18 protein-coding genes are annotated in these 17,799 nt (G+C 73.7%); 6 read left to right on the forward strand and 12 right to left on the reverse strand.

From position 1 onward, the window contains the following. Window positions 1-60: 60 nt before the first annotated feature. The 3 genes from rplT to infC form a co-directional block, all read right to left on the reverse strand. Entirely contained in the window at window positions 61-444 is a 384-nt protein-coding gene (gene rplT / locus ABTX18_RS18820; protein ID WP_024494113.1) for a 50S ribosomal protein L20, read from the reverse strand. Between the two features lie 107 nt (window positions 445-551). After that, window positions 552-746, reverse strand: a complete 195-nt coding sequence (rpmI, locus tag ABTX18_RS18825; protein WP_003970213.1) for a 50S ribosomal protein L35 — start codon at window positions 744-746, stop codon at window positions 552-554. 120 nt (window positions 747-866) lie between these two features. Next, a complete protein-coding gene (infC, locus tag ABTX18_RS18830; protein WP_352123820.1) occupies window positions 867-1,589 on the reverse strand; it encodes a translation initiation factor IF-3 in 723 nt (240 codons plus the stop codon). Window positions 1,590-1,930: 341 nt separating this feature from the next. Between infC and ABTX18_RS18835 the strand changes: the two genes are divergently transcribed. Then, the gene (locus tag ABTX18_RS18835; RefSeq protein WP_136327541.1) at window positions 1,931-2,293 is read left to right on the forward strand and encodes a DUF1844 domain-containing protein; all 363 of its coding nucleotides are present in this window, start codon (window positions 1,931-1,933) and stop codon (window positions 2,291-2,293) included. A gap of 87 nt (window positions 2,294-2,380) precedes the next feature. Here the strand turns inward: ABTX18_RS18835 and ABTX18_RS18840 are convergent, their stop codons facing one another. Continuing rightward, window positions 2,381-3,109 carry an SseB family protein gene (locus ABTX18_RS18840; RefSeq protein WP_352123821.1) on the reverse strand — a complete coding sequence of 243 codons (729 nt, stop codon included), beginning with the start codon at window positions 3,107-3,109 and terminating at the stop codon, window positions 2,381-2,383. 86 nt (window positions 3,110-3,195) lie between these two features. On the opposite strand from ABTX18_RS18840, the gene ABTX18_RS18845 reads away from it, so the two are divergent. After that, window positions 3,196-4,125, forward strand: coding sequence for a serine hydrolase (locus tag ABTX18_RS18845; protein ID WP_352123822.1), 930 nt, complete (start codon window positions 3,196-3,198; stop codon window positions 4,123-4,125). A 76-nt stretch (window positions 4,126-4,201) separates the two neighbouring features. Here the strand turns inward: ABTX18_RS18845 and mycP are convergent, their stop codons facing one another. Together mycP and ABTX18_RS18855 are read right to left on the reverse strand one after the other, a co-directional pair. Next, the gene (gene mycP, locus ABTX18_RS18850) at window positions 4,202-5,398 is read right to left on the reverse strand and encodes a type VII secretion-associated serine protease mycosin (RefSeq protein ID WP_352123823.1); all 1,197 of its coding nucleotides are present in this window, start codon (window positions 5,396-5,398) and stop codon (window positions 4,202-4,204) included. Next, entirely contained in the window at window positions 5,395-6,276 is an 882-nt protein-coding gene (locus ABTX18_RS18855) for a hypothetical protein (protein WP_503061172.1), read from the reverse strand. Before ABTX18_RS18855 ends, mycP begins: the two co-directional genes overlap by 4 nt. A 590-nt stretch (window positions 6,277-6,866) precedes the next feature. Here ABTX18_RS18855 and ABTX18_RS18860 point away from each other — a divergent pair. After that, window positions 6,867-8,069: an amino acid deaminase/aldolase gene (locus ABTX18_RS18860; RefSeq protein ID WP_352123824.1), complete on the forward strand. Its 1,203-nt coding sequence runs from the start codon at window positions 6,867-6,869 to the stop codon at window positions 8,067-8,069. A 7-nt stretch (window positions 8,070-8,076) separates the two neighbouring features. Here the strand turns inward: ABTX18_RS18860 and ABTX18_RS18865 are convergent, their stop codons facing one another. The 4 genes from ABTX18_RS18865 to ABTX18_RS18880 are packed head-to-tail and all read right to left on the reverse strand — an operon-like array spanning window position 8,077 to window position 12,556. Then, window positions 8,077-8,994, reverse strand: a complete 918-nt coding sequence (locus ABTX18_RS18865) for a DUF2510 domain-containing protein (protein ID WP_352123825.1) — start codon at window positions 8,992-8,994, stop codon at window positions 8,077-8,079. A 27-nt stretch (window positions 8,995-9,021) separates the two neighbouring features. Further along, entirely contained in the window at window positions 9,022-9,810 is a 789-nt protein-coding gene (locus ABTX18_RS18870; RefSeq protein ID WP_352123826.1) for a 3-oxoacyl-ACP reductase, read from the reverse strand. 6 nt (window positions 9,811-9,816) lie between these two features. Continuing rightward, window positions 9,817-11,181, reverse strand: a complete 1,365-nt coding sequence (locus ABTX18_RS18875; protein ID WP_352123827.1) for an aldehyde dehydrogenase family protein — start codon at window positions 11,179-11,181, stop codon at window positions 9,817-9,819. 7 nt (window positions 11,182-11,188) lie between these two features. Further along, the gene (locus ABTX18_RS18880; RefSeq protein ID WP_352123828.1) at window positions 11,189-12,556 is read right to left on the reverse strand and encodes a glutamine synthetase family protein; all 1,368 of its coding nucleotides are present in this window, start codon (window positions 12,554-12,556) and stop codon (window positions 11,189-11,191) included. 113 nt (window positions 12,557-12,669) lie between these two features. On the opposite strand from ABTX18_RS18880, the gene ABTX18_RS18885 reads away from it, so the two are divergent. Further along, on the forward strand, window positions 12,670-13,359 hold the full coding sequence (locus tag ABTX18_RS18885) for a gamma-glutamyl-gamma-aminobutyrate hydrolase family protein (protein ID WP_352123829.1): 690 nt from the start codon (window positions 12,670-12,672) through the stop codon (window positions 13,357-13,359). A gap of 178 nt (window positions 13,360-13,537) precedes the next feature. After that, window positions 13,538-14,602: a methyltransferase domain-containing protein gene (locus ABTX18_RS18890; RefSeq protein ID WP_352123830.1), complete on the forward strand. Its 1,065-nt coding sequence runs from the start codon at window positions 13,538-13,540 to the stop codon at window positions 14,600-14,602. Window positions 14,603-14,616: 14 nt separating this feature from the next. Here the strand turns inward: ABTX18_RS18890 and ABTX18_RS18895 are convergent, their stop codons facing one another. After that, window positions 14,617-15,576 carry a phosphotransferase gene (locus ABTX18_RS18895; protein ID WP_352123831.1) on the reverse strand — a complete coding sequence of 320 codons (960 nt, stop codon included), beginning with the start codon at window positions 15,574-15,576 and terminating at the stop codon, window positions 14,617-14,619. A 56-nt stretch (window positions 15,577-15,632) separates the two neighbouring features. Then, window positions 15,633-16,565: a LysR family transcriptional regulator gene (locus ABTX18_RS18900; protein WP_352123832.1), complete on the reverse strand. Its 933-nt coding sequence runs from the start codon at window positions 16,563-16,565 to the stop codon at window positions 15,633-15,635. Between the two features lie 70 nt (window positions 16,566-16,635). Between ABTX18_RS18900 and ABTX18_RS18905 the strand changes: the two genes are divergently transcribed. Next, window positions 16,636-17,784, forward strand: coding sequence for a TDT family transporter (locus ABTX18_RS18905; protein WP_352123833.1), 1,149 nt, complete (start codon window positions 16,636-16,638; stop codon window positions 17,782-17,784). Window positions 17,785-17,799 lie beyond the last annotated feature (15 nt).

Here is a 17,799-nt window from a genome sequence, read left to right on the forward strand (position 1 = left end):
GGACCCGCAGACGGCGTGCGCCTGCGGGTCCGGCTCAAAAGCCAAGAAGTACAGCCTGGATCAGGCGGCCTTCGGGGCGTTGACGTCGCTCGGGAGGGCCTTCTGGGCAACCTCGACGAGGGCGGCGAACGCGTTGGCGTCGTTGACCGCGAGCTCGGCCAGGATCTTGCGGTCCACCTCGATGTTGGCGGCGTTCAGACCCTGGATGAGGCGGTTGTACGTCATGCCGTTCTGGCGGGCAGCGGCGTTGATGCGCTGGATCCACAGCCGACGGAAGTCGCCCTTGCGCTTCTTGCGGTCGTTGTAGTTGTAGACCAGGGAGTGGGTGACCTGCTCCTTGGCCTTGCGGTACAGGCGCGAGCGCTGACCGCGGTAGCCGCTGGCGGCCTCGAGGATCGCCCGGCGCTTCTTGTGGGCGTTGACTGCCCGCTTGACGCGTGCCACTTGTTAACTCCTTGTAGCGGGGCCGTGGTCGTACTCACACGGCCCGGAAACGAATTGGTCCCGGTCGGATCGAGGGCGCGTCCCCGGTGACACCGGGGACGACGGCCTCACTTGCCGAGAAGCTTCTTGATCTTCTTGGCGTCGGCCGGAGCCACGACGACCGTGCCGGTCAGCGAGCGGGTCTTCTTGGACGACTTGTGCTCGAGCAGGTGGCGCTTGCCGGCCCTCTCGCGGAGCACCTTGCCGGAGCCGGTGATCTTGAAGCGCTTGCTGGCACCGCTGTGCGTCTTGTTCTTCGGCATCGCGCCGTTCTCTCCTCGTCAGTGGCGCCCCTCTCGGTGCGGGCACCGGACTGCAGGGGCGTCAGATCTTGATGGGATTCCGGGGGGACCCGGGGGGCGCCTGGATGGCACCCCCTGAGGTCACGCCTCGGAAGGTGTGTCGGTCGGAGCCGGAGCCTCGGGGCTCGTCTCGGCCGGAGCCTCGACAGCCTCGTCCGCAACCTCGGCGTCGTCGTCGTGGGCGTACCCCTGACGCTCCGCCTTGCGGGCGGCCTGGGCCTCGCGGGCCTCGGCCATGGCTTCGGTCTTCTTCTTGTGCGGGCCCAGAACCATGATCATGTTCCGGCCGTCCTGCTTCGGGTTGGACTCGATGAAGCCGAGTTCCTCCACGTCCGAAGCGAGACGCTGGAGCAGTCGGAAGCCCAGCTCGGGGCGGGACTGCTCACGACCACGGAACATGATCGTGATCTTGACCTTGTCGCCCTGCTTGAGGAACCGGACGACGTGACCCTTCTTGGTGTCATAGTCGTGCGGGTCGATCTTCGGCCGGAGCTTCATCTCCTTGATGACCGTGTGCGCCTGGTTCTTGCGCGCCTCACGGGCCTTCATGGCCGACTCGTACTTGAACTTCCCGTAGTCCATGAGCTTGCACACGGGCGGACGGGCGGTAGCCGCCACCTCGACCAGGTCGAGGTCGTACTCCTGTGCGAGTTCCAGGGCCTTGGCAAGCGGGACAATCCCGACCTGCTCGCCGCTGGGACCGACAAGTCGCACCTCGGGTACGCGAATCCGGTCGTTGATGCGGGGCTCGGCGCTGATGGATCCTCCTCGGTAGCACCACGCGGCCGTCTGGCGGACAGCCACGTAACGTCTGTTTCGACAGACCAACCGCGCGGGACCATGAAAAATGCCCCGACGGGACACAGGCGGGGCTCCTGAACAACCGGAACACCGCCGCGGTCAACCGCGGGGCGCATCGGGCGGCTCCATCGTCCGTACGGAACGATGGGCGCCACCTGACCGGATGACCCGCCGTCCTGAGGACGGCAAGGTGGGAGATCGGAGCCTCCACTTGTGGGCCGGGCACATAGATGCCCAGCCGGTCGTTACACAAGGTTAGCAGCTCGCCCGGGCGGGCGCTAACCGGCGGCCGCACGCACTCCCGCAGGCGGAGGCGGGTCTGCCGTGGGCCTATCGTATGGCGCATGAGTGACGCGACCCCCACCAGTGATTCCCCCGGCTTCGACGAGATGGCCCGCGACATCGCGGAGGTGCCCGCCGTCGAGGTGATCGTGACGGTCGCCGTCAACCTGATGAGCGCCGCCGCCGTGAAGCTCGGACTGACCGAGGACGGCGACGAGCACAAGGACCTCGACGAGGCCCGCAAGCTGGTCCACGCGCTGGCCGGCCTGCTGGACGCGAGCACCACGGAGATCAGCTCCTTCCACGCGGCTCCGCTGCGTGACGGCCTGAAGTCCCTGCAGCTCGCGTTCCGCGAGGCCTCGCTCGTACCGGACGAGCCGGGCCAGGGCCCCGGCGAGAAGTACACCGGCCCCGTCTTCGGCTGAGTCCCAGCCCTTCTCCCCTCCGCCCCGTGATCAGTGAGCCCCCTGCCGACCGGCAGGGGGCTCACGGCGTGTACGAGGGCGCGCCCGTCAGCGTGTGAACAGGGCCTCACCGGGCGCCCGCGCGTCGGCCGGCAGCAGCGCGAGGTCCAGGCCGCGGACCAGGCGGGCGCGCAGCACCTCGTCCGCCGCCAGGGCCCGCGCGAGACGGCCGGCCGTCTGCGCGGGGTCCGCGTCCGCCGCCAGCACCAGGGCGAGCGTGCCGTCGGCGCGGCCCGGGCCCAGGTGGGCGCGGAGGACGGCGGGCTCGGCGGCGACGGCGTCACGTACCGCCCTCGTGACGGCGGGGTCCTCCAGCGGGTCGGCGCTGGTGCGGCCCTCGGCGAGGGCGAGCAGGGCGGACCCGGTCAGCTCGAAGGCCACCGGTCCCGCGAGGTCGAGCACCACGGTGTCGGCCTTCTCGTGCGCGGCGGCCTGGAGGGCCTGGTGCAGGGGTACGGCGACGGGGCGGGCCTGCGGGTCCCAGCGCGCCAGGGAGGCGGTGGAGGTGAAGGCGGGCAGGGCGCGGCGGTCACCGGCCTGGAGGGTGGGGACCGCCATGTCGCTGGTCTTCTCGCGGCGCAGTCCCTTCTCGTCCTCCTCCACCTCACCGAGGACGGCCACCACGGGCACGAGGAGACGGGCCCCCTTGAGGGCTTCGAGGACCGGGCCGACGGCCTTGCGGTCCTCGGCCCAGGCGGCGAGTGCCGCGGTGAGGGCGGGGTCGGCCGTGCCGTCGTCGTCGGAGTATCCGGAGTCCGGAATGTTCTTCTGCGCCACAGGGCGAGCGTAGTGCCTGGGCTTTCTCATCCCGTCGAGAGGTCGGACTCAGGCTGCTCTCAGCTGCGGTTCCTAGCGTCCGGGCCATGCCCCGAGACAGAATCCGCAGATCCGCGCTGTCCGCGTCCGTGGCGGCCGCGGTCGTGCTGGCCGGCTCGGCCGCCTCAGGCGCGTACCTGACCGGCCGGTCGCCGGATCACGCGCCCGCCGCCGCGGCTTCCGTATCGTCCGTCGCACCTGCCGCGACCGCTCCGGCCGCGGCGGCGACGAGCGAGGAGCCGGTGGTGGATCTCGACAAGGAACTGGCGGCGGCCGTCGAGCCGCTGCTGTCCGGTTCGGGCACGGCGGCCGTGTCGGTGGCCGTGCTGGACGGCGCGAGCGGGACGCGGGCGGTGTACGGGGGCGCGGACGCGACGTACGACACCGCGAGCATCGTCAAGGTCGACATCCTCGCGGCGCTGCTGCTCCGGACCCAGGACGAGGGCCGTGCGCTGACCGCCGGTGAGCGTGCGCACGCGGTCGCGATGATCGAGCGGAGCGACAACGAATCCGCCACCGCGCTGCTGACGGCCGTGGGCGGCGCCTCCGGCCTCGACGCCGCGAACGAACGGCTCGGTCTCACCGCGACGACAGCCGCGACGGCGTGGGGGCTGACGCGGACGACGGCGGCCGATCAACTGACGCTGCTGGAGGCGGTGTTCGGCACGGACGCGGACGCGGAGCTGAGCCAGGAGTCACGGAAGTATCTGCGCGGGCTGATGGCGCAGGTCGAGGCCGACCAGCGGTGGGGGGTGTCGGCGGCGGGCAGTGACGGGGCGCTCAAGAACGGCTGGATGCCGCGCACCGCCACCGGGCTGTGGAACATCAACAGCATCGGGCGCGTGACGGCGGACGGGCGGACCTGCCTGGTCGCGGTGCTGTCCGCCGGCCAGCCGGCCAAGGAGGCGGGCATCGCGCTCGTCGAGTCGGTGGCGAAGGCGGCCGTGGGGGTGGTGCGGGCCGGCCCCGGGGGGTGAGGGCTGTTCAGCGGCGGGTACGGGGCGGCCCGGTGACCGCCGTTCAGCGGCGGGGCGGGGCCCCGGTGACCGCCGTTCAGCGGCGAGAGGTGGCCGGGCGGGCGCCCCGGCCGTGCCACAGGGCGACGGCCAGGGCCAGCAGGAGCGCGCCGAGGCCGCCCGCGGTGGGGGCGAGCCAGCCGGCGGGGGCGTCGTCCGCGCGGGGCGGGGTGGGGCCGGAGCCGAAGTACCGCTTGCGGTAGCCGGCCGTGGCGGACTCGGTGCGCAGCCCGGCGGGGCTCAGTGAGCGGCCCGCCTCGATGGCCGCGGCCGGGTCGACGATGCCGTGGCCCCGGGCGTCGTCGCGGCCGGCGGACGGGGAGTCGCGGGCGGTGTCCGCGAGGAGCTTCTTGATCTGGGCGGGTGTCAGCCCCGGGTGCGCCGCCCGCACCAGGGCGACCGCGCCGGAGACGAACGCGGACGCCGCCGAGGTGCCCCACTCCACGTAGTACTTGCGGTCGGGTGCGGGGACGACGATGTCGACCCCGGGCGCGCTCACGGTGGCGTACCAGCGGCGGGTGGAGAACGAGGCGTGGGTGCCGTACCGGTCGACCGCGGCGACCGCGATGACGCCCGGGTAGGCGGCGGGGTACGAGATGTGGTCGCCCTTCTCGCCCCCGTTGCCGGACGAGGCGACGACGACCGCGCCCTTCTTCAGCGCGTACTGGACGGCGGCGTCCTCACCCGGTTCGGGGTGCGCGGACTCGCTGTCGTCGCCGAGGGAGAGGTTGATGACGTCGGCGCCGTGATCGGCGGCCCAGCGGATGCCGTCGGCGAGGGCGGTGCCGCGGGTCTTGCGGGCCTTGGCGCGCGCCGGGTCGCTCGCTTCGAGGATGACCCGGACGGGGAGGATCCTCGCCTCGGGCGCGATGCCGATGACCCCCTCGTCGCCCGCGCCGCCGTGGCCCCGGCCGGCGATGATCCCGGCCATCGCGGTGCCGTGCCTGGCCCAGGCCCGGTCGCCACGTCCGGCGCCGAACCCGATCATGTCCTTGCCCGGGAGCACCTGGCCGGTCAGGTCGGGGAGGCTGCCGTCGACCCCGGTGTCGACGACGGCGACGGTGATCCCCTTGCCGCGGGTGGTCTGCCAGGCCCGGTCCGTGTGGAGGGCGTCCAGGCCCCACTGCTGGGCCCGGATGGTGTCCGCACCGGCCGGCGACGCAGGCAGCAGCGCGAGGGCGGTGGCGGCGCAGACCGCGCCGAGGAGCCTGCGGGGGCGGACGCGGCGGGTCATTCGGGCTTCTCCGTGAGATCGGCGACGGTTCTGCGCAGTCCCCGCTCGACCCGGTCGGCGACGCCCTTGGCCTCGTGCCCGAGCCCGGCCTGGGCGGGCGCGGTCGTCGCGTTCACCTCCATGGCCTTCTCGGCGGGCTGCGGGTCGGTGACCTTGCGCCCGTCGGCGAAACCGGAGACGGCGAACACGACGACGGGCACCTCCGTCAGTACGTGCACGGTCCAGCTGGCACGCTGCCGGTCGCCGAACCCGGCGGCGGGGCTGCCCTTCACCGGGTAGGTGCGGGGCATCAGGTCGGCGCGCGCGCCGAGGCCCTCCCGGGTGTACCTCGAGCCGAGGGCCCGCATCGCCTCGGTGCCGGCCTCCGTGAAGACCAGCCCGACCGTGGTGACGCTGCTGCTCGTCGCGTCGGTGTACGTGGCGCGGAGCAGGCGGGCGCAGCCGACCGGCCGCAGCGTCTTCAGCAGCAACGGATCGAGCGCGCCGGTGCAGCCGCTGTCCGGGGCCACGGCGATCCTGGTCCAGACGCGGTCGGCGCCGCCGGGGCCCGCGCCATCGCCCTTGAGCGTCCGGGGGAAGAGCGTGTCGACCGGGATGCTGTGCCAGGCGTCGTGGCCCACGGTGTAGGCACTGTGGGCCGCGGGGTCGGCGGACGAGTCGCTGATGAGCCAGCTGCCGGTGGCGGCCCCGCCGATCAGCCCGAGGCCGAGCACGACACAGACCGCGGCGGCCGCGGTCCTGAAGGGGTGCCGGGTCCGCACGGGCCGCAGCCGGGTGGTGGTCTCGGCCGGCGTCTCGGCCGGGGGGTGGGAGTGCGGGGGGCGGTAGGCGTACGGGGCGGCTGCCCCGGCCCCGACCGGCGGGCCGCCGAGCTCCACGGCGCCCACGGGCCGCCGCCGGGTGACGGCTGGGGGCGTGGCGGTCGGCCGGGGCGGGGATGCCGGAGCCCCGGCGGAACTCGGCGGGGGCACGGGGCGCAGGCGGGCGGTCGTCTCCACGGGGGGCGGCGCCGTGTCGCTCGCAGCGGGCGCCGGCTCGCGGTCGTCCCGCGGCGCAATGACCGGGCGGGGCGGGACCGCGGGGCCCGTGGCCCGGGCGGCGGGCTCCGCGGGAAGCGGCGGCGGGGCGGCGGGGCGGGGCGGAACCGTGGGCTCGGGGCGCGGCGTGATCGCGGGGTCCGCGGGCCCGTCGGCGGGCTCCGCGGGAAGCGGAGGAGTGGTCGGGCGGGGCGGAACCGTGGACTCCGGACGGGGCGGGACGGGAGCGCGCTGCGCCTCGGTACTCATCCGCCCCCCTGGTCCGTTCCGTACCGTACGCGGATCGGCTGCCCGGGCAGGCCCGTTGCTCGCCGCGTGTCCGTCACTCTACGGGTTGGGGTGGCCGTCGTGGCAGCGGGCCGTCACGCTCGGGACGATCTGCGCAGAACGTCCCCCTACCCAGCGGTACAGCCGTCTGGCAAGCTGCGGCCATGACTGCCCGCGCCGCTGACCGGACCCGCTACAACCGGGCCACCGCCCATCTCGACGCCCCGATCGCCGTCGTCGATCTGGAGGCGTTCGACGCCAACGCCGACGACCTCGTCCGGCGGGCGGGCGGGAAGCCCGTGCGGGTGGCGAGCAAGTCGGTGCGCTGCCGGGCCCTGCTGGAGCGGGTGCTGGCACGTCCCGGGTTCGCCGGGATCATGTCGTTCACCCTCGCCGAGTCGCTGTGGCTGGCGCGGGCCGGTTTCGAGGACGTCCTGCTGGCCTATCCGTCGGCCGACCGCTCGGCCTTCGCGGAGCTGGCCGCCGACCCGAAGCTCGCCGCCGCCGTGACCGTGATGGTGGACGACCACGCGCAGCTGGAGCTCATCGACGCGGCGCGGGCGGGTGGTACGGAGGAGATCCGGGTCTGTCTCGAGCTGGACACCTCCCTGCGGATGCTCGGCGGCCGGGTCAGGATCGGGGCCCTGCGCTCGCCGCTGCGCTCCCCCGCGCAACTGGCTGAGCTGGCCAGGTCCGTCGCCCGCCGGCCCGGTTTCCGGCTGGTGGGGCTGATGGCGTACGAGGGGCACATCGCCGGGGTCGGCGACTCGCTGGCGGGACGGCCGCTGCGCTCCCGGGCGATCCGGCTGATGCAGGCCACGGGCCGCAGGGAGCTGGCGGCGCGCAGGGCCGAGGTGGTGCGGGCGGTGCGGGCCGTGGCGCCGGATCTGGAGTTCGTGAACGGCGGCGGCACCGGCAGTGTGCAGCACACCGCCGCGGAGGCCGCGGTCACCGAGATCGCGGCCGGTTCCGGCCTCTACGTGCCGCGGCTGTTCGACAACTACACCTCGTTCACGGCACGCCCGGCGGCGCTGTTCGCCCAGCCCGTGGTGCGCCGGCCCGGGGTGGGCGTGGTGACGGTGCTCGGTGGCGGCTACCCGGCGTCCGGGGCGGCCGGTGCGGACCGGCTGCCGGTCCCGTACCTGCCGGAGGGACTGCGCTACGACCCGCAGGAGGGCCCCGGCGAGGTGCAGACTCCGCTGCTCGGCGCCCCGGCCGACGATCTCCTGATCGGCGACAAGGTGTGGTTCCGGCATGCGAAGGCCGGGGAGCTGTGCGAGCGGTTCGACGAGCTTCAGCTGATCGAGGGTGACCGGGTGACGGCGACCGTGCCGACGTACCGGGGCGAGGGCCGCACGTTCCTCTGAGAGGCGGTCAGGGTGCGAGAGAGCTGCCGACGCCCCCGCCGGTCTCGCTGTCGCCGATGGGCCGGATGCCCCGGGTGAGCGTGTCCATGAGCGCGAGCGGCGGTCCGTCGGGGCCGGCGTCGAAGGCGTAACGGACGACGACGGGCGACTCGCTGCCGACGGCCGAGGGGAAGACGAGCGACTGCACATAACCGCCCGGGCCCTTGGCGGTGACCACGCGCCGGCGCACTCGGTATCCGGTGCGTCCGGCCACGGTGACCGGGCCGGCGGCGATCTGCCGGTGGGAGACGATGCCGCCGTGGATCCGCCGGCCGACGACGTCCTCCTCGTACGCCCGGTCCGCGGCGGCGCCGGTGTCCTCCTTGGCGAGCGCCTCGGGCTCGGTGGCATCGGTTCCGCTCGGCGTGCGAGTCGTCACCGTCCCGTGGTGGCAGAACGACCAGGAGGCCCCGGGGCAGTCGTAGGAGTCCTTGGTGCGCAGGGTGAGCAGTTCCTCGACGGTGCTCTCGGGCCGCTCCCAGCCGTCGGGGACCAGCAGGGTGATGCCGTTGAGCTGGTCGACGAGCACCGTGGGGTCCGTGCCGGACGGTGAGGGGTCCGGGGACGGGCCGGCGTCGCCGGGGGCCGTGCCGGTGGCGGGGCCAGGCGCGGACGTGCCCGGCCGGGTCGCGGTGGGTGCGGCGTCGTCGCCCCGGTTGAGCAGCACCGCGCCGGTCAGGACGGCGCCGACGACCACCGCACCGGCGGCCACGAGCGCGAAGGTCCTGGCTCCGGCGCCTGCCGTGCCTCCCCGGCCGGCCACGGGCTGCTGGATCACGGTGGCGTACGGGCGGGTGTGGGCGGTCCAGGCCGTCCCGTCCCACCACCGCTCGTTGCCGGGGGCGGCCGTGTCCGGGTACCAGCCGGGCGGTGTCGCGTTGCTCATCGCCCCACCCTGGGTTCCCCGCGCCGCCTACAGCGGTGTCACGTACGCCCCCGAGATCCCGCCGTCGACGAGGAAGTCGGTGGCGTTGACGAACGAGGAGTCGTCACTCGCCAGGAACGCCACAGCGGCCGCGATCTCGGTCGCCTCGGCGAACCGGCCGAGCGGGATGTGCACGAGCCTGCGGGCCGCGCGCTCCGGGTCCTTGGCGAAGAGTTCCCGCAGCAGCGGGGTGTCGACCGGGCCCGGGCACAGGGCGTTGACCCGGATGCCCTCGCGGGCGAACTGGACACCCAGTTCACGGGACATGGCCAGCACGCCGCCCTTGGAGGCGGTGTACGAGATCTGGGAGGTCGCCGCCCCCATCCTGGCGACGAAGGAGGCGGTGTTGATGATCGAGCCCCTGCCCTGGCGCCGCATGTAGGGCAGGGCCGCCTTGCAGCAGAGGTAGACGGAGGTGAGGTTGACGTCCTGGACCCGCTTCCAGGCCTCCAGCCCGGTGGTGAGGATGGAGTCGTCGTCGGGTGGCGAGATGCCGGCGTTGTTGAAGGCGACGTCCACGGAGCCGTAGGTGTCGTACGCCGCCTTGAACAGGGCCTCGACCTGTTCGGGGTCGGTGACGTCGACGCCTACGAAGGTCCCGCCGACCGCTTCGGCGGCGGCCTTGCCCGCCGTCTCGTCGATGTCGCCGCAGACGACGTGCGCGCCCTCGGAGGCGAGCCGGTGGGCGGTGGCCAGGCCGATGCCGCTGCCGGCGCCGGTGATGACGGCGGTGCGGCCGACGAGGCGGCGGCAGATGATTCCGTTGTCCGTGCTCATACCGGTTCAGGCCTCCGTGCTGAGGAAGACGTTCTTGGTTTCGGTGAAGGCGGTGAGGGCGTCGGGGCCCAGCTCCCGGCCGAGTCCGGACTGTTTGAACCCGCCGAACGGGGTCCAGTAACGGACCGCCGAGTGGGAGTTGACGGAGAGGTTGCCCGCCCGGACCGCCTGGGCGACGCGCAGCGCGCGTCCCACGTCGCGCGTCCAGAGCGATCCGGCGAGGCCGTACTCGGTGGCGTTGGCGAGCCGGACGGCGTCCGCCTCGTCGTCGAAGGGCAGGACGACCGCGACCGGTCCGAAGACCTCCTCGGTGGCGACGGGCGTGTCCGGGCCGGCGTCTGTGAGGACGGTCGGCGGGAACCAGAAGCCGGGGCCCTCGGGCGCGCTGCCGCGGATCGCGGGGGCGTCCTCGGGGACGTAACGACGCACCCGGTCCAGTTGGGTCCGCGAGATGAGCGGGCCCATCTGTGTCTTCTCGTCGGCCGGGTCACCGACCACGACGGCGGCGAGGGCCGGGGCGAGGAGTTCCAGGAAGCGGTCGTACACGGAGCGCTGGACGAGGATCCGGGTGCGGGCGCAGCAGTCCTGGCCCGCGTTGTCGAGGAAGGACAGGGGCGCGGCGGCCGCGGCGGCTTCGATGTCGGCGTCGGCGAAGACGATGTTGGGGCTCTTGCCGCCCAGTTCGAGGGTGATCCGCTTCACGCGTGCGGCGCACTCGGCCATGATCTGCTTGCCGACCCGGGTGGAGCCCGTGAAGACGATCTTCGCGACCCCCGGGTGCTCGACGAGAGCGTGGCCCGCCTCGTCGCCCGCGCCCGGCAGCACCTGGAAGAGGTGCTCGGGAAGGCCCGCCTCCAGGGCGAGTTCGGCGAGCCGGAGTGCGGTCAGCGGGGTGGTCTCGGCGGGTTTCAGGAGGACGGCGTTACCCGCGGCGAGGGCGGGGGCGGTTCCCCAGGCGGCGATCGGCATGGGGAAGTTCCAGGGCGCGATGACCCCGATGACGCCGAGGGGTTCGAGCAGGGTCAGATCGATGCCGCCGGGTACGGGGATCTGCCGGCCGCTGAGCCGCTCCACTCCCCCGGCGGCGAAGTCGAGGAGATCGCGGACGTTGCCCGCCTCCCAGCGGGCGTTGCCGATCGTGTGCCCGGCCTCCAGGACCTCCAGCCGGGCCAGCTCCTCGATGTGGGTGTCGACGGCGACGGCGAAGCGGCGCAGCAGCCGGGCCCGGTCGGCGGGTGCGAGCGCCGCCCAGACCAGTTGTGCGGCGGCGGCGCGGGTGACGGCGGTGTGCACCCCGGCCGCCGTGGTGGCGGGGACGGTGGCGAGGAGTTCCTCCGTCGCCGGGTTCAGTACCTGGTGCTCGCGGGTCAAGGGGTCCTCACAGGCGTTCGAAGGAGCGTCGGAGCTCCCAGTCGGTCACCGCTGCGTCGAAGGCGTCGAGTTCGACGCGTGCCATGTTGCGGTAGTGCGCGACGACTTCGTCGCCGAAGGCCTCGTGGGCGATCTCGCTGTGCTCCCAGAGTCCGGCCGCCTCGCGGAGGGTGGTGGGGACGTGGTCGTACGCGGCGGCGTAGGCGTTGCCCTCGCACGGCTCGGGGAGTTCGAGCGCGTGCTCGATGCCGTACAGGCCCGCGGCGATGAGCCCGGCGACGGCGAGGTAGGGGTTGACGTCGCCGCCGGGGAGGCGGTTCTCCAGGCGCAGGGACGGGCCGTGGCCGACGACGCGGAGTGCGCAGGTGCGGTTGTCGTGGCCCCAGGCGACGGCGGTCGGGGCGAAGGAGCCCGGCTGGAAGCGTTTGTACGAGTTGATGTTCGGCGCGTACAGGAGGGAGAAGTCGCGCAGGGCGGCGAGCTGGCCGGCCAGGAAGTGGCGCATCACCGGGGCCATGGCGCCGTCGGCGTCCGCCATGACGCTGCGGCCGGGATCGTCCGTGGAGCGGAGCGAGAGGTGGATGTGGCAGGAGTTGCCCTCGCGCTCGTTGAACTTGGCCATGAAGGTGAGCGCGACGCCCTCCTGAGCGGCGATCTCCTTGGCGCCCGTCTTGTAGACGGCGTGCTGGTCGCAGGTGACCAGGGCCTCGTCGTACCGGAACACGATCTCGTGCTGGCCGGGGTTGCACTCCCCCTTGGCGGACTCGACGGTGAGGCCCGCGCCCGCCATCTCGTTGCGGATGCGGCGCAGCAGGGGCTCGACGCGGCCGGTGCCGAGGACGGAGTAGTCGACGTTGTACTGGTTGACCGGGGTCAGGTCGCGGTAGCCGCGGTCCCAGGCCTGTTCGTAGGTGTCCTTGAAGACGATGAACTCGAGCTCGGTGCCGGTGTGGGCCGTGTAGCCGTGTTCCGCGAGGCGCTCCAGCTGGCGGCGCAGGATCTGGCGGGGCGCGGCGGTGACGGGTGAGCCGTCGGCCCAGGTGAGGTCGGCGGTGACCAGGGCGGTCGCCTCGTGCCAGGGCACCCGGCGCAGGGTGGTGAGGTCGGGGCGCATGGCGAAGTCGCCGTAGCCGCGGTCCCAGGAGGACATGGCGAACCCGTCGACGGTGTTCATGTCCGTGTCGACGGCGAGGAGGTAGTTGCAGCCCTCGGTGCCGTGCGCGACGACCTCGTCGAGGAAGAAGCCGGCGGCGAAGCGCTTTCCCTGGAGGCGTCCCTGCATGTCGGGGAAGGCCAGGACCACGGTGTCGATCTCACCGCTGCCGACGAGGAGGCGGAGTTCCTCCAGGGGCAGCGGGGCTGTTCGGTCGGACACGGACGGATCCTCTCCTCGCGGGCCGACAATGATCCAAATCTACGGGCGGGGCAAGGGATTTGGATACGGTGCCGGTACCTTCCGCGTGCCGTGCGAGTGAAGTGAGGCGTTGGATGAACCGTCCGCTGATCGGGATCAGTACGTATCTGGAGGCTTCGGCGCGCTGGGGTGTCTGGGACCTGCCGGCCACGCTGCTGCCCGCCGGTTACGCCCGGCTGGTGCGGGAGGCGGGCGGGCTGGCCGTGCTGCTGCCGCCGGACGCGCCCGGGCTCGCTGCGGAGGTGGTGGCCCGGCTCGACGCGGTGGTGGTGGCGGGCGGGCCGGATGTGGATCCCGCGCGGTACGGGGCGGAGCGCGACCCGCGGACCGGGCCGCCCGCGCCGGAGCGGGACGGCTGGGAGGCGGCGCTGATCGCGGCGGCCCTGGAGTCGGGCACGCCGCTGCTGGGGATCTGCCGGGGGATGCAGCTGCTGAACGTGGCGCTGGGCGGCACGCTGACCCAGCACCTGGACGGGCACACAGGGCCCGGCGGGGCGAAGGGGGTGTTCGGCACGCACGCGGTGACGCCGGTCGCCGGGACGCTGTACGGCTCCGTGGTGCCCGGCCCCTGCGACGTACCGGCGTACCACCACCAGGCGGTGGACCGGCTCGGCGCGGGTCTGGTGGCTTCGGCGCACGCGGCGGACGGCACCGTGGAGGCGGTCGAGCTGCCGGGGCCGGGGTGGGTGCTCGGGGTGCAGTGGCATCCGGAGATGGGTGAGGACGTGCGGGTGATGGGGGCGCTGGTGGCGGCGGCCGGGTGAGGGCCCCGGGCGCCGCCACCGGGCGGCCGGTGCAGGGCCCGGGCGGCCGTCGGGGCCGGGGCGGCGTAGCGTGGCGGACAGGAGAGAATCCGGCGCCGTCCCGTCGGGCCGCCCGCCGTGAGCGCGGCCGGCCGCCTTCCCCGCCTCCCCTCGTGGCCCGGTGACGAGAGGAGGAGCGATGACCATCACAGCACCCGACACGGTGAAGCAGGGGGCTTTCGCGGGCCGCATGGTGCAGGTGGTGAACGACACCTGCCTGGGTCTGATGGCAGGCCTCGGCCACCAGAGCGGTCTGTTCGACACGATGGCCGGTATGCCGCCGGCCACGAGCGAGGAGATCGCGCGGGCCGCGGGTCTGAACGAGCGTTACGTACGGGAGTGGCTGGGCGCGATGGTCGTCGGCGGCATCGTCGACTACGAGCCCGGACGGCGCACCTACGCGCTGCCGCCCGAGCACGCGGCCTCGCTGACCCGGGCGGCCGGGCCCGACAACCTGGCCCGGATCGCGCAGGACTTCGGCATGATGGGCGAGGTGGAGCAGCAGGTGCTGGAGGCCTTCCGCACCGGGCGGGGGCTGCCGTATTCGGCGTATCCGCGGTTCCAGAGCCTTCAGGCGGAGGAGTCCGGGGAGGTCTTCGACCTGGCCCTCGTCAACGGGATCGTGCCGCTGGTGCCCGGCCTCACGGAGCGTCTGCGCGCGGGGATCGCGGTGCTGGACATCGGTACCGGCCACGGTCACGCGGTCAACGTCCTGGCCAGGGCCTTCCCCGCGAGCAGCTTCCAGGGAATGGACATGTCCGAGGAGGGCATCGCCGCCGCCCGCGCCGAAGCAGCCGGTCTGGGACTGGCCAACACCGCCTTCGACATCGGCGACTGCTCCGAGATCTCCGGTTCCTACGATCTGATCACGGCGTTCGACGTCATCCACGACCTGGCCCGGCCGGCGCGCGCGCTGGCCGCCGTCGCCGCCGCACTGGCCGAGGACGGCGTGTTCCTGATGGGGGACATCGCCGCGTCGAGCCGTCTGGAGGAGAACATCGACCACCCGCTGGGCCCGGCCCTGTACACGTTCTCGGTGTTCTACTGCATGAGCGTGTCGCTGGGCGAGGGCGGTGAGGGGCTGGGCACCGTCTGGGGTGAGCAGACGGCCCGCGCCATGCTCGCCGAGGCCGGGTTCGGCCGGATCGAGACCCAGCGGGTCGAGGGCGACATCCTGAACGTGTACTACGTGGCACGGCGCTGAGAGGTTCCGCCGGGTCAGCCGGTGAGCCCGTGGCCGAGGCGGTGCCGTAGCCAGTCCAGGGCGGCTGCGCCCTGGGCGGCCTGGAACGCCCTGAGCGTGGGCAGCCCCGGCGGGTTGGGGCGCAGCGAGTGCGCGACGAAGTATCCGGCCAGCGCGGCGAGTACGGCGGTGACCCCGGTGGGGTCGGCGTCCCGGCCGAGCGGGTGGGCGGTGAAGAGGGCCTCCGGGTGGGGGCCGCCCTGGGCGGCGACGCACGGCAGCATGGCCAGCAGGTCGAACCAGGGTGCCGCACGCACCGCGTGGGGCCAGTCGACGAAGACGACCCGGTCCGCGGTGAGCAGGATGTTGTCGGCCCGCAGGTCGCCGTGGACGAGGCTGTCCCCGGCGGCGTGCTCCGCCCAGCCGGATTCCAGTTCCGCGAGTGCGCCGAGGCGGCGGGCCGCCCAGGGATCCAGCTGTGGGCTGCCCCCTGCCGCGTACAGGGTCCGCCAGCCGGTGAACATCGTGGTCTTGCCCACGGCCGCATCGGGCGCGTCGACGGGGGCCGGGGTGAGGGTGCGGGACAGGTCGCCGACGGCCGCCAGGACGCGCTCCAGCTCCGCCGGGTCCCAGGGGACGCGGGGCTGGCGGCCCTCGATGTCCTCCAGGACGAGGGCGACACAGGTGCCGTCGTCGTACACACCGAGCAGCTTCGGTACGGGGGCGTGCGGCGGGAGCACCGCGGTGTTCCGGGCCTCGGCGCGGTGATGGTCCGGGCTGTCGCGGTTGACCTCGGCGCTCACGGCCTTCACGAAGGCGCGCCGCCCGTCCGCGAGCCGGATCCGGGCGGCGACCCCGGGCGAGAAGCCGCCGCTCTGGCTGCGGGCCTCGACGACCGGCGCGCCGAGGATGTCCTGGACGGCGTTGCGTACGGCGTGGGGCAGGTCGGCCCAGTCGTGGCGGACGCCGGTGGCGGGCGGTGCGGTCACGGTCATCCGCCTATCCTTGCCGTCCGGCGGACAGGCGGGCCAGCGGATTTCCGGGCGGCCGCTCAGTCGCCCGGCGGGCCCGACCGCGTCAGGGAGAGCAGGTCGCGGGCCGGCCCCGTGGGGCGGTGGCCCGAGGGCCAGACGGCGCGGAGCTGGCGGCGCAGGCGGACTCCGGCGATCGGCACCTTGACCAGGCGCCGGGCGGAGAGCTCCTCGCCGAGGGCCAGTTCGCTCAGGACGCAGGGTCCGGCGCCGCTCTCCGCGGCCCCCTTCACCGCCGTGGTGGAGGAGAGCTCCAGGAGCGGCTGGGCCAGTCCCCCGTGCACGGCGAGGGCGGCGTCCAGGACCTGGCGGGTGCCGGAGCCGTGCTCGCGCAGGATCAGCGGCGTCCGGGCCAGTTCCTGCGGGGTCAGCGGGGTGCGGCGGCGGGCCCAGGCGTGCGAGGGGGCGACCACGACGACCAGGCGGTCGTGCGCGATGACGGTCCCGTCGAGCCCTTCGGGCACGGACAGGCCCTCGACGAAGCCGAGGTCCGCCTCACCGGTCAGCAGGCGCTGCGCGACCACCGCGGAGTTTCCGGCGAGCAGCGATACCGCGGTGTCCGGCCGGTCCCCGCGCAGGGCGATCAGCCAGCCCGGGAGCAGATATTCGGCGATGGTCATGGACGCGGCGACGCGCAGCCGCGAGTCGCGGCGGTCCCGCAACGCCTGGGCGCCGGCGTCGAACGCCTCGCCGGCCTCGACGACCCGGCGCGCCCAGTCGGTGACCAGCGCTCCCGCGTCGGTGAGGCGGGAGCCGCGAGGTGAGCGGTCGAGGAGGGTGAGGCCGAGCTGCCGTTCCATCGAGCGGACGCGGCTGCTGGCGGCGGGCTGGGTGATACCGAGGTCCCGGGCGGCCCGTCCGAGGCTGCCGTGCCGGGCGACGGCGAGGAGCAGCTCCAGGGCGCCGAGATCGGGTACCCGGTGGGACAGGAGTGCGGGTGCGTCGCTGGACATAAGTCCACCTTATGACCTCATAGGGCGGAACTCCCTGGTGGGGGACGCCCCGGGCGCCGAGAATCGTGGCATGGCCATCTATCCGCAGACCCGCACCGCTCCCCCGTGCTCCGCCGCCGTCCGACGGCCGGCCCTGCGGCACTTCGGCCCCAACTGGTACGCCACCGTCATGGGCACCGCGATCGTGGCGAGTGCGGGCGTCGCGCTGCCCGTGCACATCCCGGGGCTGCGGACGGCCTGCGCGCTGGTGTGGGTGCTCTCCGCGGTCCTGCTCGCCGCCGTGCTCACGGCCCGCGCCGGGCACTGGGCCGCGCATCGCGACCAGGCCCGCGCCCATCTCCTGGATCCGGCGGTCGCGCCGTTCTACGGCTGTCTGTCGATGGCCCTGCTGGCGGTCGGCGGTTCCGCGATGGTCGTGGGCCGCGACGTGATCGGTCATGAGGCGGCCCTGGCATTGGACGTGGTGCTGTTCACCGCGGGCACCCTGACCGGACTGGCCGCTGCCGTCGCGGTCCCGTACCTGATGATCGTGCGCCACCGGCCGGAGCCGGGCACCGCGTCCCCGGTGTGGCTGCTGCCGGTGGTGGCGCCCATGGTGTCGGCCGCGCTCGGCCCGCTGCTGGTGCCGGAGCTGCCCGAGGGACAGGGACGTCAGGCGCTGCTGCTCGCCTGCTACGCGATGTTCGGGCTGAGCCTGCTGGCGACGCTGGTGATGCTGCCGCTGATCTTCGCCCGGCTGGTCCACCGGGGTCCGCTGCCGCTCGTGCTGACGCCCACGCTGTTCCTGGTACTCGGCCCGCTGGGTCAGTCGACGACCGCGGTGAACGCGCTGGCCGATGCGGTGCCGGGGGCGGTCGGGGCTCCGTACGCCTCCGCGTTCGGTGCGTTCGCGGTGCTGTACGGGGTGCCGGTCATGGGCTTCGCCCTGCTGTGGCTGGCGCTGTCCGTGGCCCTGGTGGGGCGGGCGGTGCGGGGCGGGATGACGTTCGCCATGACGTGGTGGGGTTTCACCTTCCCCGTCGGTACGTGCGTGACGGGTGCCGCCGGTCTGGCCCGGCACACCGGTCTGGCGGCGTTCACCTGGCTGGCCGTCGCCCTCTACGTGGCTCTGGTGGCGGCCTGGGCGGTGGCCGCGGCTCGCACGGCCCGCGGGCTGCTCGGCGGGGCGCTGCTCGCCGCGCCGCGGGGACCCGCGCCGGCGCCGGCCCGGGCCGCCTGAGCGAAGCCCAGGGCC

Source organism: Streptomyces sp. NPDC096323, assembly GCF_040302845.1.
GTDB lineage: Bacteria > Actinomycetota > Actinomycetes > Streptomycetales > Streptomycetaceae > Streptomyces.

What these genes read in the sequence shown, in the direction of transcription:
- ABTX18_RS18895 (WP_352123831.1), bottom strand. Translation starts at nt 15,576, where the DNA reads ATGACCGTGACCGCACCGCCCGCCACCGGCGTCCGCCACGACTGGGCC.
- ABTX18_RS18905 (WP_352123833.1), top strand. Translation starts at nt 16,636, where the DNA reads ATGGCCATCTATCCGCAGACCCGCACCGCTCCCCCGTGCTCCGCCGCC.
- mycP (WP_352123823.1), bottom strand. Translation starts at nt 5,398, where the DNA reads ATGACCCGCCGCGTCCGCCCCCGCAGGCTCCTCGGCGCGGTCTGCGCC.
- ABTX18_RS18870 (WP_352123826.1), bottom strand. Translation starts at nt 9,810, where the DNA reads ATGAGCACGGACAACGGAATCATCTGCCGCCGCCTCGTCGGCCGCACC.
- ABTX18_RS18835 (WP_136327541.1), top strand. Translation starts at nt 1,931, where the DNA reads ATGAGTGACGCGACCCCCACCAGTGATTCCCCCGGCTTCGACGAGATG.
- ABTX18_RS18890 (WP_352123830.1), top strand. Translation starts at nt 13,538, where the DNA reads ATGACCATCACAGCACCCGACACGGTGAAGCAGGGGGCTTTCGCGGGC.
- rpmI (WP_003970213.1), bottom strand. Translation starts at nt 746, where the DNA reads ATGCCGAAGAACAAGACGCACAGCGGTGCCAGCAAGCGCTTCAAGATC.
- ABTX18_RS18865 (WP_352123825.1), bottom strand. Translation starts at nt 8,994, where the DNA reads ATGAGCAACGCGACACCGCCCGGCTGGTACCCGGACACGGCCGCCCCC.
- ABTX18_RS18860 (WP_352123824.1), top strand. Translation starts at nt 6,867, where the DNA reads ATGACTGCCCGCGCCGCTGACCGGACCCGCTACAACCGGGCCACCGCC.
- ABTX18_RS18885 (WP_352123829.1), top strand. Translation starts at nt 12,670, where the DNA reads ATGAACCGTCCGCTGATCGGGATCAGTACGTATCTGGAGGCTTCGGCG.
- ABTX18_RS18845 (WP_352123822.1), top strand. Translation starts at nt 3,196, where the DNA reads ATGCCCCGAGACAGAATCCGCAGATCCGCGCTGTCCGCGTCCGTGGCG.
- ABTX18_RS18900 (WP_352123832.1), bottom strand. Translation starts at nt 16,565, where the DNA reads ATGTCCAGCGACGCACCCGCACTCCTGTCCCACCGGGTACCCGATCTC.